Origin of the sequence: Streptomyces sp. NPDC055966 (assembly GCF_042269865.1) — a bacterium.
In the GTDB taxonomy this organism is placed as follows: domain Bacteria; phylum Actinomycetota; class Actinomycetes; order Streptomycetales; family Streptomycetaceae; genus Streptomyces.
The window spans coordinates 581,081-594,936 of the sequence record NZ_JBHJYK010000002.1 but is presented as its reverse complement, the minus strand read 5'-3'; the positions used below and the strand labels follow the sequence as shown (position 1 = coordinate 594,936).

The following is a 13,856-nucleotide window of genomic DNA, read 5'->3' as shown; positions in this document are numbered from 1 at the left end:
CACCGTGAGGTGTGGAGGTGACCGGTACTAATAGGCCGAGGGCTTGTCCTCAGTTGCTCGCGTCCACTGTGTTGGTTCTGAAACCACGAACAGCCAACGGTTGTTGATTGTTTCATAGTGTTTCGGTGGTCATAGCGTGAGGGAAACGCCCGGTTACATTCCGAACCCGGAAGCTAAGCCTCACAGCGCCGATGGTACTGCAGGGGGGACCCTGTGGGAGAGTAGGACGCCGCCGAACAATTCTTCCAAAAAGGTCGGATCCTGAACTTCGGTTCGGGGTCCGACCTTTTTACGTTCTGCTTAACGTGTCGTTCACCCTGCGCGCCGAACATCCAGCACATGGGAACTGCTGCAATGCTCAGGGCCGCGGGTGTCGGAGTCGGTGACGAGGTCGTCGTACCGGCCTTCGGGAACGTCGAAGTCGCCGAGGCCGTGACCCTGGCCGGCGCGCTCCCGGTGTTCGCCGACATAGACCCGTTGACGTACTGCATCGATCCCGGTGCCGTCGAGGCGGCCGTAACTTCGCGTACTGCGGCGGTCGTTGCCGTGCATCGCTTCGGACGGCGGGCCGACATCGGGCGGTTGCACGCGTTGGGGCAGCGGCAGGGCCTGCTCATGCTGGAGCAGGGCGAGTCCGAGGCGCCGCACGACGAGATAGCGCAGCGTCGGCAGCGGGCCGCCTACCTGGACGCCAAGCTCAAGGGCGTACGGACGCCGGACGGGGGCGACGGGCACACGTATCAGCAGTACGTGGTGCGGGTGCCGGGGAACGGCCGTCCGGACCGGGACGCCTTCGCACGAGCCCTGCGAGCCAAGGGAGTTGAGTGCCGGGTGCCCGTGAAGACACCGGTGCACCGGTTGCCGGAGTTCCGGCGGTGCGTGTCGCTGCCCGAGACCGAGCTCGCGGCCGACGAGACGCTCGCGCTGCCCGTCGACGCCACGCTCACCAAGCGGGAGATGCAGCGCATCGTTTCGGCGTGCAACGCGCTCGGAGGTCTGCTCCAGCCCGCCTTCTGAACGGCTCCCGAACGAATTTGGGAACCCGGGCCGGTTCGGGGTACAGTTTCTTCGTCGCCGCGAGGGAAACCTCGAAAACGACAGGCCCCTATAGCTCAGTCGGCAGAGCGTCTCCATGGTAAGGAGAAGGTCAACGGTTCGATTCCGTTTGGGGGCTCCAGCAGAAAAGGGCTCCACCCTCTCGGGTGGGGCCCTTTTTCATGCCCTCAAGTTCATGCCCTCAAGGCCTTGAGACCTCAAGGCCTCATGCCTCCTTGTGGATTCCCGGAACCCGCATCGCCAGAATCGCCATGTCGTCCGACGGAGCGTCGGACGCGAAGCGTTCCACGGCGCGCATGATGCGGGCCGCGACCGCTCCGGCCGTCAGGCCCGTGCACGTGGTGAGGACGTCGGCGAGGCCGTCGTCGCCCAGCATGCGCGTGCCCTCGCGGCGTTCGGTGACGCCGTCCGTGACGCAGAGCAGCACGTCGCCCGGATCGAGGGTGACGGTCTCCTCGTACAGCTCCAGGTCCTCGATGACGCCGAGCAGCGGCTGGGGTTCGGCTGCCGCGACCACCGTGCCGTCCTGACGCAGGCGCAGCGGGAGCGGGTGGCCGGCGCAGACCACCTTCAGCTCCGCGCTGCCGTCCTCCTGAAGGCGCATCTCGCCGTAGAGGAGGGTCAGGAAGCGGCTGCGGTCGCCCTCGTCGAGGATGGCCGAGTTCAGGCGCTCCAGGACCGCGGGGCCGGAGAGGCCTTCGCGCGCGAGCAGGCGCAGGGCGTGCCGGGCGAGGCCGGTGACCGCCGCGGCGTTGGGGCCCGTACCGCAGACGTCGCCGATGGCGAAGCCGTAGGCGCCGTTGCCGATCGGGAAGAGGTCGTAGAAGTCACCGCCGACCTCGTTGCCCTCGCCGGCCGCGCGGTAGATGACCTCCACCTCGACGCCGTCGATGTGCGGGGTGCCGGGCGGCAGGAGGCTGCGCTGGAGGGCCTGGCTGATGGCCGTGCGCTCCGAGTACAGGCGGGCGTTGTCGAGAGCGAGTGCGGCCCGGCGGGACAGATCCTCGGCCAGTTCCAGGATTTCCTGGCGGAAGTGTTCGTCGGTGGGCTTGCCGAGGACGAGCATGCCGATGACGCGGTTGCGGGCGACGAGCGGCAGGACGACCGTCTCGCCGCCGACCGCGGAGGCGGTGGCCAGGGTCGGGCCGATGCTGGAGGAGATCCGGTGGGTGGGGCTGCCGGACAGACCGAGGGTGCGCATGGAGGTGCGCAGGGCCGCTTGGTGGGCCACCTCGGCGGGGACCGTCCACACGCGGGCGCCGGGGGTCGGCACCGGGTCGGGCGGGGCGATCTTCGAGAGCAATGACTTGATGCCGTCGATGAGTTCCTCGTCCTCGTGCAGGACGTAGGACAGATAGGGGTCCGAGGCCTGGTCGGCGATCGTGTAGACGGCGCACCAGGTGGCCAGGGTCGGGACCGTCATCTGGGCCATGAGGGCCAGCGTCTGGTCGCGGTCGAGCGTGCCGGCCAGCAGGTCGGAGGCTTCGACGAGGAAACTGAGGGAGCCGCGGCGCAGGCGTTCCAGTTCGCCGAGGCGGGCCGACTCGACGGCCAGGGCGATGCGGTCGGCGGCGAACTGGAGGCGCAGCGCCTCCTCGTTGGAGTATCTGCCGGCTCCCTCGGCGGCGACGCCGAGGGAGCCGGTGAGGCGGCCTTCGACCTTCAGCGGGACCGTGACGACCGAGCGCATGCCGGTGCCGGACAGGAGGGGTACGGCGCCGGGTACGGTCGTCAGGTCGTCGTGGACGGCGGGCATGCGCGCGGAGCCGTAGCGTCCGGGGCCGGCCTCGACGGGCACGCGCGCGAAGCGCTGGCGGGCGGAGGGCAGGCCGGTGGAGGCGCGGACCTCCAGCTCGGTCTCGTCGTCGGTGGCCAGCAGCAGGAAGGCGGAGTCGCCGTCGAGCATGTCACGCGCGCGTTCCACCGTGCGCTGGAGCAGACCGTCGAGGTCGTCCGGGGCGGGGGAGCCGATGAACACCTCGAAGGGGTCGGCGTTCGGGCCGTCGGAGGGCTGATTCTGGTCGCTTGCCGGGACGCGCAGCGGCGTCTGGAGGACGGCGCGCTCGTGGTCCCGTACCAGGAGGCACACGGTGGAGGGCTCGCCGCCGGTGTCGCGGACCCGGAGGTGTGAGGCGTAGACCGGGGCCACGCGGCCGTCGGCGCCGCGGATGCCGTAACTGCCCTCCCAGCGGGAGAGCTGGAGGGCCTCGGCGACGCCGGTGCTGGTGCCCGGGGTGTGCGGCCAGGCCGCGAGTTCGGTGAGGGGCCTGCCGATGACCTCGGACGCGGGGTAGCCGAAGAGTTCCTCGGCGTCCTCGTTCCAGGCGGTGAGGGAGCCTTTTCGGTCGACCTGGAGGACGGCGACGCGGACCCGGCCGTCGGCCAGCGGCAGCAGCTCGGCGGGCAGGGACGGCCCGGCGGAGCGGGTGCCGACCGGGCGCTGGGGGAGATTGAGCTGGAACCAGACGTTCTTGTGGGTGGGGGTGTAGTCCACGCCCCAGCGGGCGGCCAGGGCCGCGCAGAGCTGGAGGCCGCGGCCGCCCTCGCGGTCGGGGCTGCCCATCGTGGCGGCGGCGCTCTGAAGGGGGACCTCGCGCTCGGGGTAGTGGTCGGAGACCTCGATGCGCGCGCCGTCGTCGGTGCGCAGGCACAGGACGTCCGCGTGTGTGCCCGCGTGGACGACCGCGTTGGTCACCAGTTCGCTGGTGAGGACGACGGCGTCGTCGACGATGTCGGCGAAGCCCCAGCCCTGGAGCGTGTCGCGGACGAAGGACCGGGCGGTCGCGACGGACCGCCCGACGGGCTCGAACGTGGCGGCCGCACGCGCGGTGATCACAGAACTCCTCGGCCGGTTGTCGACGTGCAGGGCAGCATGGCCGGCCGGCTCGCTTCGCTGCTGGGGCAGCAGCTCGCCCGTCGGCTGTGGCTCCGGGGGCTGTCCCCCGGGGATGACTCCGGTGGTCATGGTCTGCGGCCGCCCCTCCGATGCCCCTCGTGCTCGTGCCACCGCCCAGGCCGGTCGGACCGGTGCGGCTGGACAGCCGGATGCAAGGTTACTTACCTTCGCCGTCCGTGCGGATGCCGGTCGCCGGTGTTTACCCCCCACGGTGTGCGGGCGATGTGCGAAGCTGCCGAACTGTTATGGCCTGGTTCGGCCCGGGTGAAACACTGGGCAAGCTTCTGATGAAGGTCGGGTCGGGCTGCGTGTGTTCCGTGTACGGCGGGCAGCAGCCTCTGGTGCGGCCGGATCTCGTCTGGCAGAAATACGCAGCAGTAATGGGTACGCGGAAGTATCCGGTATGCCGATGACCGGCGACCGGTGCCGAAGCGGCAGAGCACGGCAGTAGCGGTCTACCCCTCCGGGAGGGACACAGTGGAGTCTGGCGCGGCGACGCGTGGCACGAAGACGCGCGCGAAAGGCGGACCGTCCCTGGGCAGGAGCGGCGGCACCACCGCCGTGGACACGGCTGCCCTGAACCGGCTGCTGGCGGCTCTCGTATCGATGCGTGACGGAAACTTCCGCAAACGGCTCACTGTGTCCGGTGACGGCGTGATGTCGGAGATCGCCGCCGTCTTCAACGAGGTGGCCGACCGGAACATGCATCTGACCGGGGAGCTGTCCCGGGTACGGCGCATGGTGGGGCGTGAGGGAAAACTCACGGAGCGGCTGGAGACGGGGGCGTGCGAGGGCTCGTGGGCGACCGCCATCGACGCCTCCAACGCGCTGGTCGACGATCTCGTCTGGCCGGTGTCGGAGGTCAGCCGGGTGCTGACGGCGGTCGCCGAGGGTGATCTGTCGCCGCGGATGGAGCTGCGCACGCAGGCGCCTGACGACGGTGCCGGGCATCCGCTGCGCGGCGAGTTCCTGAAGGTCGGCCGTACCGTCAACAACCTGGTGGACCAGCTGTCGACGTTCACCGACGAGGTCACGCGCGTGGCCAGCGAGGTCGGCACCGAGGGCAAGCTCGGCGGGCAGGCCCGGGTGCGCGGGATGTCGGGTTCGTGGAAGGACCTGACGGAGTCCGTCAACACGATGGCCGACCGGCTGACGGCGCAGGTGCGGGACATCGCGCTGGTGACCACGGCGGTCGCCAAGGGTGATCTGTCACGCAAGGTGACCGTCCACGTGGCCGGCGAGATGCTGGAGCTGAAGAACACCGTCAACACGATGGTGGACCAGCTGTCGGCCTTCTCCTCCGAGGTCACGCGCGTGGCCCGGGAGGTGGGCACCGAGGGCATCCTGGGCGGTCGGGCGCAGGTGCCCGAGGTGGCCGGTGTGTGGAAGGAGCTGACCGACTCCGTCAACACGATGGCGGGCAACCTGACCGCGCAGGTGCGGGGGATCTCGCAGGTCACGACGGCTGTCGCGAACGGTGATCTGTCGCAGAAGGTGACGGTTCCGGCGCGTGGTGAGGTCGCGCAGCTGGCCGAGACGATCAACCAGATGACCGAGACGCTGCGTATCTTCGCGGACGAGGTCACGCGCGTGGCGAACGAGGTCGGCGCGGAGGGGCGGCTCGGCGGTCAGGCGAACGTGCCGGGCGCGGCCGGGACCTGGAAGGACCTGACGGACTCGGTCAACACGGTCTTCCGGAACCTGACGACTCAGGTGCGGGACATCGCCGCCGTGACGACCGCCGTGGCCAGTGGTGATCTGTCGCAGAAGGTCACGGTGGACGTGGCCGGCGAGATGCTGGAGCTGAAGAACACCGTCAACGGGATGGTGGACCAGCTGTCGGCGTTCGGTGCCGAAGTGACCCGTGTCGCGCGGGAGATCGGTGTCGAGGGTGAACTGGGCGGTCAGGCACAGGTGCCCGGTGCCGCCGGTGCATGGAAAGACTTGACGGACTCCGTCAACACTGCATTCCGCAACCTCACCGGCCAGGTGCGCAACATCGCCCAGGTGACCACGGCGGTGGCGAACGGCGACCTCTCGCAGAAGGTCACCGTCGACGTCTCCGGCGAGATGCTCCAGTTGAAGAACACCGTGAACACGATGGTGGACCAGCTGTCGAGCTTCGCCGACCAGGTCACGCGGATGGCCAGGGACGTGGGCACGGAGGGCCGGCTGGGCGGTCAGGCCCGGGTGGACGGCGTGTCGGGCACGTGGAAGGAGTTGACGGACTCCGTCAACTTCATGGCCGGCAACCTGACCTCGCAGGTACGGCAGATCGCCCAGGTGACGACGGCGGTGGCGCGGGGTGACCTGTCGCAGAAGATCGACGTCGACGCGCGCGGTGAGATCCTTGAGCTGAAGAACACGATCAACACGATGGTTGATCAGCTGTCCGCCTTCGCCGACCAGGTCACCCGGGTGGCCCGGGACGTGGGTACCGAGGGGCGCCTCGGCGGCCAGGCGCAGGTGCCCGGTGTGGCCGGTGTGTGGCGGGACCTGACGGACTCCGTGAACGGCATGGCCGGCAACCTGACGGCCCAGGTGCGCAACATCGCGCAGGTCGCCACGGCGGTGGCCCGCGGTGACCTCTCCCAGAAGATCACCGTGGACGCGCGCGGGGAGATCCTGGAGCTGAAGAACACCCTGAACACGATGGTCGACCAGCTGTCGTCGTTCGCGGAGGAGGTCACCCGGGTGGCCCGTGAGGTGGGCACGGAGGGCATCCTCGGCGGTCAGGCCGAGGTGCAGGGCGTCTCCGGCACCTGGAAGGACCTCACGCAGTCCGTGAACTTCATGGCGAACAACCTGACGATCCAGGTGCGCAACATCGCCGAGGTCACGACGGGGGTGGCCAAGGGCGACCTGTCCAAGAAGATCACTGTTGACGCCAAGGGTGAGATTCTTGAGCTGGTCACGACGGTCAACACCATGGTTGATCAACTGTCCAGCTTCGCCGAGCAGGTGACCCGGGTGGCCCGTGAGGTGGGCACCGAGGGCATCCTGGGCGGTCAGGCGCACGTGCCGGGCGTCACCGGCATCTGGAAGGACCTGAGCAACAACGTCAACCTGATGGCCAACAACCTGACCATGCAGGTGCGCAACATCTCGCAGGTGTCCGCGGCCGTCGCCAACGGCGACCTGACGCGGCAGGTGACGATCGAGGCGCGCGGTGAGGTGGCGCAGCTCGCCGACACCATCAACACCATGGTGAAGACCCTGAGTTCGTTCGCCGACCAGGTCACCAAGGTGGCCCGCGAGGTGGGTACGGACGGCATCCTGGGCGGCCAGGCCCACGTCCCGGGTGTGGCCGGCACCTGGAAGGACCTCACCGAGTCCGTGAACCAGATGGCGTCCAACCTGACCGGCCAGGTGCGCAACATCGCCATGGTCACCACGGCCATCGCCAAGGGTGACCTGACCAAGAAGATCGACATTGACGCCCGCGGCGAGATCCTTGAGCTGAAGACGACGATCAACACGATGGTTGATCAGCTCTCAAGCTTCGCCGAGGAGGTCACGCGCGTGGCGCGTGAGGTGGGCACCGAGGGGCAGCTGGGCGGTCAGGCACGCGTGCGTGACGTCGACGGCACCTGGCGGGACCTGACCGAGTCGGTGAACGAGATGGCCGGGAACCTGACCCGGCAGGTGCGGGCCATCGCGCGCGTGGCGACCGCGGTGACCCGCGGCGACCTGAACCTGAAGATCGACGTGGACGCGTCCGGCGAGATCCAGGAACTCCAGGACTACATCAACAAGATGATCGCCAACCTGCGCGACACCACGATCGCCAACAAGGAGCAGGACTGGCTCAAGGGCAACCTGGCCCGGATCTCCGCCCTCATGCAGGGCCGCCGCGACCTGGAGGACGTCGCGTCGCTGATCATGAGCGAGCTGACGCCGGTGGTGTCCGCGCAGCACGGCGCGTTCTTCCTCGCGATGCCGATGGTCGAGGGCAAGGCCGTGGGCAACGGCGAGGACAACTACGAGCTGCGGATGCTGGGTTCGTACGGCTACTCGATGGGCTCGATGCCGACGTCGTTCCGGCCCGGTGAGGCGCTGGTCGGCACGGCCGCCGAGGAGAAGCGCACGATCCTGGTGTCGGACGCGCCGAGCGGCTATCTGAAGATCTCCTCCGGGCTCGGCGAGGCCCCGCCCGCGCAGGTGATCGTGTTGCCGGTGCTGTTCGAGGGCAAGGTGCTCGGCATCATCGAGCTGGCCTCCTTCACGCCGTTCACGCAGATCCAGAAGGACTTCCTCAACCAGATCGCCGAGATGATCGCGACGAGCGTCAACACCATCTCGGTCAACACCAAGACAGAGCTGCTGCTGAAGCAGTCGCAGGAGCTGACCGAGCAACTGCGCGAGCGGTCGGCCGAGTTGGAGAACCGGCAGAAGGCGCTGCAGGCCTCCAACGCCGAACTGGAGGAGAAGGCCGAGCTGCTGGCCCGGCAGAACCGCGACATCGAGGTGAAGAACACCGAGATCGAGGAGGCCCGCCAGGTCCTGGAGGAGCGCGCCGAGCAGCTCGCGGTGTCGATGCGCTACAAGAGCGAGTTCCTCGCCAACATGTCGCACGAGCTGCGCACCCCGCTCAACTCGCTGCTGATCCTGGCGAAGCTGCTCGCCGACAACGCCGAGGGCAACCTCTCGCCGAAGCAGGTCGAGTTCGCCGAGACCATCCACGGCGCCGGTTCGGACCTGCTCCAGCTCATCAACGACATCCTCGACCTGTCGAAGGTCGAGGCGGGCAAGATGGACGTGTCGCCGACGCGTATCGCGCTCGTGCAGCTCGTGGACTACGTGGAGGCCACCTTCCGCCCGCTGACCGCGGAGAAGGGCCTGGACCTGTCCGTACGGGTCTCCCCGGAGCTGCCCGCGACCCTGCACACCGACGAGCAGCGGCTGCTTCAGGTGCTGCGCAACCTGCTGTCGAACGCGGTGAAGTTCACCGACTCGGGTTCGGTGGAGCTGGTGATCCGGCCGGCCGGCGCGGACGTGCCGGTGGGCATCCGGGAGCAGTTGCTGGAGGCCGGTGCGCTGACCGATCCGGAGGCGCCGCTGATCGCGTTCTCGGTGACGGACACGGGGATCGGCATCGCGGCCAGCAAGATGCGGGTGATCTTCGAGGCGTTCAAGCAGGCGGACGGCACGACCAGCCGCAAGTACGGCGGCACCGGCCTGGGCCTGTCGATCTCGCGGGAGATCGCGCAGCTGCTCGGCGGTGAGATCCACGCGCAGAGCGAGCCGGGTCGCGGCTCGACGTTCACCCTGTACCTGCCGCTGCACCCGAGCGAACTGCCGCCGCAGGGCTACCAGCAGTCCGTGCCCCCGCTGGGGGCGGGCGAGCTGCTGGCCTCGGAGGCGAAGCCGTCCTCGGAGCTGTCCGCGGTGGAGATCGAGACGCCGGCCGAGGTGAAGTCGTACCGCGAGACCCAGAACGGCCCCGCGGCGCTCTTCCGGCGCAGGCGGCGCGCCCTGCCACAGGGTGAGCTGCGGGCGGAGCGCTGGTCGGCCCTCGAACACGACGGCACGGCGCACCCCGCGCACGTGGTGCGGTTCGGCGGCGAGAAGGTACTGATCGTCGACGACGACATCCGCAACGTGTTCGCGCTGACCAGCGTGCTGGAGCAGCACGGTCTCTCGGTGCTGTACGCCGAGAACGGCCGCGAGGGCATCGAGGTGCTGGAGCAGCACGACGACGTGGCGGTCGTGCTGATGGACATCATGATGCCGGAGATGGACGGGTATGCGACGACCACGGCGATCCGCAGGATGCCGCAGTTCGCCGGCCTGCCGATCATCGCGCTGACGGCGAAGGCCATGAAGGGCGACCGGGAGAAGGCGATCGAGTCGGGTGCCTCGGACTACGTGACCAAGCCGGTCGACCCGGACCACCTGCTGGCCGTGATGCAGCAGTGGATGGGCGCGAGGTGACGCTCGGACGCGAGGTGACGCGAAAAGAGGTTCTCCGGGATGTGAACACCCGGGGAACCTCTGGCGGGCGTCGGGAGTTGCCCCTGTGGGGTGGCTGCGAAGGTAGGGCCCGAGAGGGCTGTGCGCGTATGGGAATGCCGGATTCCGGGAACCATCCGGGCCTCCGAGGCGTTTCCGCTACGTGCACAGTGACATCGCGGTGACAGGGTGTGGCGACGGGCGGGGTGCGGCTACGATGACCGGCACAAGGACGGGCGGCGATAGGGAGTCGTCCCCTGGGGCGGCGCCCGGTGTACCGCCGGGGCGAGGAGGGCGGGCCATGGTGCAGAAGGCCAAGATCCTCCTGGTCGATGACCGGCCGGAGAATCTGCTGGCGCTGGAGGCGATCCTCTCGGCGCTCGATCAGACGCTGGTGCGGGCATCGTCCGGGGAGGAAGCGCTCAAGGCACTGCTCACGGACGATTTCGCGGTCATTCTGCTGGACGTCCAGATGCCTGGCATGGACGGTTTCGAGACGGCCGCACACATCAAGCGGCGGGAGCGGACGCGGGACATCCCGATCATCTTCCTCACGGCGATCAACCACGGCCCGCACCACACCTTCCGGGGCTACGCGGCAGGCGCGGTGGACTACATCTCCAAGCCGTTCGACCCGTGGGTGCTGCGCGCGAAGGTCTCGGTCTTCGTCGAGCTGTACATGAAGAACTGCCAGCTGCGCGAACAGGCGGCGCTGCTGCGGCTCCAGTTGGAGGGCGGCGGCAAGGGCGCGGTCGGCGGCGGCAAGGAGTCGGCCGGGCTGCTCGCGGAGCTATCGGCGCGGCTCGCGGCCGTCGAGGAGCAGGCCGAGGCGCTGTCCAAGCAGCTGGACGACGACTCGGCGGACGCGGCCGCGGTGGCCACGGCGGCCCATCTGGAGCGCAAACTCACCGGGTTGCGCCGTGCACTCGACGCCCTGGAACCGGGCGCCGGGGCCGGCGGTCCGTCGGTGCCGGCGCAGAACTGACGTGATCCCGGGCGCCGGTTGCCCATGAGCACACGTCAGTTCCGAGTCCCCGTAAGGGCGACACGAACGGGTGAAGCTGTGGGCACACGTGTCCCCTGTCGTCTCCCCCGGTAACCTCACACCCATGGCCTCACGTCCCTCCGCAGCCAAGAAGCAGACCGCCAAGAAGGCGGCGGCTCCCGCGAAGGCTCCGGCGAGGAAGGCCGCCGCGAAGAAGACCCCGGCCAAGAAGGCGCCCGCCAAGAAGAAGGCGCCGGCGAAGAAGGCCGTGCCGCCGAAGCCGGCACCCAGCCCCACCGGGGGCGTGTACCGGCTTGCGCGCGCCCTGTGGCTCGGCGTCGCGCACGCCGTCGGCGCCGTCTTCCGCGGCATAGGGCGGGGCGCGAAGAACCTCGACCCGGCGCACCGCAAGGACGGCATCGCGCTGCTGCTGTTCGGTATCGCGCTGATCGTCGCCGCCGGCACCTGGGCCCACCTGAAGGGCCCCGTCGGCGATCTCGTGGAGATCCTCGTCACCGGCGCCTTCGGCCGGCTCGACCTGCTGGTGCCGATACTGCTCGCGGTGATCGCCGTACGGTTCATCCGGCACCCGGAGCAGCCGGAGGCCAACGGGCGGATCGTGATCGGTCTGTCCGCGCTCGTCGTCGGCGTGCTCGGGCAGGTCCACATCGCCTGCGGCTCGCCTGCGCGCGCCGACGGCACGCAGGCGATAAGGGACGCCGGCGGCCTCATCGGCTGGGCGGCGGCGACCCCGCTGACGTACACCATGACCGACGTGCTCGCCGTACCCCTGCTGGCGCTGCTCACGATCTTCGGTCTGCTGGTGGTGACCGCCACCCCCGTCAACGCCATCCCGCAGCGCCTGCGCACGCTCGGCGTACGCCTGGGCGTGCTGCACGACCACGAGGCCGAGGACTTCACCGAGGACGACGAGCGCTACGACGAGCAGTGGCGCGAGGCGCTGCCCGCGCGCCCGCGCAGGCGCTCTGCCGCCCCCCAGCCATACGACCCCGACGGCGCCGAGGAAGAGGCCCTCTCGCGGCGTCGCGGGCGTCCCAGGCGTTCCGCGGTGCCCCAGCCGGATCCGCAGCGCCAGATGGACGCTGTGGACGTCGCGGCGGCCGCCGCTGCCGCGCTCGACGGCGCGGTGCTGCACGGCATGCCGCCGTCCCCGCTGGTCGCCGACCTCACCCAGGGCGTCGGCACGGGCGGGCGCGAAGAGACCACCCCGGTGCCCACGCCGACGCCCACGCCCGAGCCCGGGCCCGCCGCGGCTCCCGCGCCCTCGCCGGTGCCGGCCGCGCGCCCCAAGCAGGAGAAGCTCACGGCCGGGACCGTCCCGGACCTGACCAAGAAGGCCCCCGAGGAGCCCCGCGATCTGCCCCCGCGCGCGGAGCAGCTCCAGCTCGCCGGGGACATCACGTACGCGCTGCCCTCCCTGGACCTCCTCACCCGCGGCGGCCCCGGCAAGGCGCGCAGCGAGGCCAACGACGCGGTCGTCGCCTCGCTCACCCAGGTCTTCTCCGAGTTCAAGGTCGACGCGGCCGTCACGGGCTTCACCCGCGGCCCGACGGTCACCCGCTACGAGGTGGCGCTCGGCCCCGCCGTGAAGGTCGAGCGGATCACCGCCCTGACCAAGAACATCGCATACGCGGTCGCCAGCCCGGACGTGCGGATCATCAGTCCCATCCCGGGCAAGTCCGCGGTCGGCATCGAGATCCCGAACACCGACCGGGAGATGGTCAACCTCGGCGACGTGCTGCGGCTCGCGGAGTCCGCCGAGGACGACGACCCGATGCTGGTCGCCTTCGGCAAGGACGTCGAGGGCGGGTACGTGATGCACTCGCTGGCGAAGATGCCGCACATGCTGGTCGCGGGCGCCACCGGCTCCGGCAAGTCGTCCTGCATCAACTGCCTGATCACCTCGGTCATGATCCGGGCGACCCCGGAGGACGTCCGGATGATCCTGGTCGACCCCAAGCGCGTCGAGCTGACCGCGTACGAGGGCATCCCGCACCTGATCACGCCGATCATCACCAACCCCAAGCGGGCCGCCGAGGCGCTCCAGTGGGTCGTCCGCGAGATGGACCTGCGCTACGACGACCTCGCGGCCTACGGCTACCGGCACATCGACGACTTCAACCAGGCCGTGCGCGACGGCAAGGTCAAGCCGCCGGAGGGCAGCGAGCGCGAGCTCCAGCCGTATCCGTACCTGCTGGTGATCGTGGACGAGCTGGCCGACCTGATGATGGTCGCGCCGCGGGACGTCGAGGACTCGATCGTGCGCATCACGCAGCTCGCGCGCGCGGCCGGCATCCACCTGGTGCTCGCCACCCAGCGCCCCTCGGTCGACGTGGTCACCGGTCTGATCAAGGCCAACGTGCCCTCCCGGCTGGCCTTCGCCACCTCCTCGCTGGCCGACTCCCGGGTCATCCTCGACCAGCCGGGCGCCGAGAAGCTGATCGGCAAGGGCGACGGCCTGTTCCTGCCGATGGGGGCGAACAAGCCGACCCGTATGCAGGGCGCGTTCGTCACCGAGGCCGAGGTCGCGGCCATCGTGCAGCACTGCAAGGACCAGATGGCGCCGGTCTTCCGGGACGACGTCACCGTGGGCACCAAGCAGAAGAAGGAGATCGACGAGGACATCGGCGACGACCTCGACCTGCTGTGCCAGGCGGCCGAGCTGGTCGTCTCCACGCAGTTCGGGTCGACCTCCATGCTCCAGCGCAAGCTGCGCGTCGGCTTCGCCAAGGCCGGGCGGCTCATGGACCTCATGGAGTCCCGCAACATCGTGGGGCCCAGCGAGGGCTCCAAGGCGCGTGACGTTCTCGTGAAGCCCGACGAGCTGGACGGCGTGCTCGCGCTGATTCGCGGGGAGTCTTAGGGGCAAGGGCGTGGGGCCGCCCGCCCGATGCGGGTTGGTCCGGGTGGCGGCCACGCCGTGATCCACCCGTTAGAGATCGGCGG

At 69.5% G+C, this 13,856-nt stretch carries 5 protein-coding genes, 1 tRNA gene and 1 rRNA gene; 6 read left to right on the top strand and 1 reads right to left on the bottom strand.

Annotation, left to right across the window (positions count from 1 at the left end):
* Positions 1 to 121 precede the first annotated feature (121 nt).
* The 3 genes from rrf to ACFC8N_RS06875 all read left to right on the top strand — a co-directional run bounded on the left by rrf (position 122) and on the right by ACFC8N_RS06875 (position 1,177).
* Positions 122 to 238, top strand: a 5S ribosomal RNA gene (rrf, locus tag ACFC8N_RS06885).
* Between the two features lie 116 nt (positions 239 to 354).
* On the top strand, positions 355 to 1,017 hold the full coding sequence (locus tag ACFC8N_RS06880) for a DegT/DnrJ/EryC1/StrS family aminotransferase (RefSeq protein ID WP_358658226.1): 663 nt from the start codon (positions 355 to 357) through the stop codon (positions 1,015 to 1,017).
* A gap of 84 nt (positions 1,018 to 1,101) precedes the next feature.
* Positions 1,102 to 1,177, top strand: a tRNA-Thr gene (locus ACFC8N_RS06875).
* Between the two features lie 84 nt (positions 1,178 to 1,261).
* Here ACFC8N_RS06875 and ACFC8N_RS06870 read toward each other — a convergent pair.
* Positions 1,262 to 4,021, bottom strand: coding sequence for a SpoIIE family protein phosphatase (locus ACFC8N_RS06870; RefSeq protein ID WP_376287082.1), 2,760 nt, complete (start codon positions 4,019 to 4,021; stop codon positions 1,262 to 1,264).
* Positions 4,022 to 4,429: 408 nt separating this feature from the next.
* On the opposite strand from ACFC8N_RS06870, the gene ACFC8N_RS06865 reads away from it, so the two are divergent.
* The 3 genes from ACFC8N_RS06865 to ACFC8N_RS06855 all read left to right on the top strand — a co-directional run bounded on the left by ACFC8N_RS06865 (position 4,430) and on the right by ACFC8N_RS06855 (position 13,773).
* Positions 4,430 to 9,886 (top strand): HAMP domain-containing protein, encoded by a 5,457-nt coding sequence (locus ACFC8N_RS06865; RefSeq protein WP_356033554.1) that lies wholly within the window; start codon positions 4,430 to 4,432, stop codon positions 9,884 to 9,886.
* A gap of 319 nt (positions 9,887 to 10,205) precedes the next feature.
* Positions 10,206 to 10,889: a response regulator gene (locus tag ACFC8N_RS06860; RefSeq protein ID WP_356033557.1), complete on the top strand. Its 684-nt coding sequence runs from the start codon at positions 10,206 to 10,208 to the stop codon at positions 10,887 to 10,889.
* 124 nt (positions 10,890 to 11,013) lie between these two features.
* The gene (locus ACFC8N_RS06855) at positions 11,014 to 13,773 is read left to right on the top strand and encodes a DNA translocase FtsK (protein ID WP_376287078.1); all 2,760 of its coding nucleotides are present in this window, start codon (positions 11,014 to 11,016) and stop codon (positions 13,771 to 13,773) included.
* Positions 13,774 to 13,856 lie beyond the last annotated feature (83 nt).

What these genes read in the sequence shown, in the direction of transcription:
- ACFC8N_RS06880 (WP_358658226.1), top strand. Translation starts at nt 355, where the DNA reads ATGCTCAGGGCCGCGGGTGTCGGAGTCGGTGACGAGGTCGTCGTACCG.
- ACFC8N_RS06870 (WP_376287082.1), bottom strand. Translation starts at nt 4,021, where the DNA reads ATGACCACCGGAGTCATCCCCGGGGGACAGCCCCCGGAGCCACAGCCG.
- ACFC8N_RS06860 (WP_356033557.1), top strand. Translation starts at nt 10,206, where the DNA reads ATGGTGCAGAAGGCCAAGATCCTCCTGGTCGATGACCGGCCGGAGAAT.
- ACFC8N_RS06855 (WP_376287078.1), top strand. Translation starts at nt 11,014, where the DNA reads ATGGCCTCACGTCCCTCCGCAGCCAAGAAGCAGACCGCCAAGAAGGCG.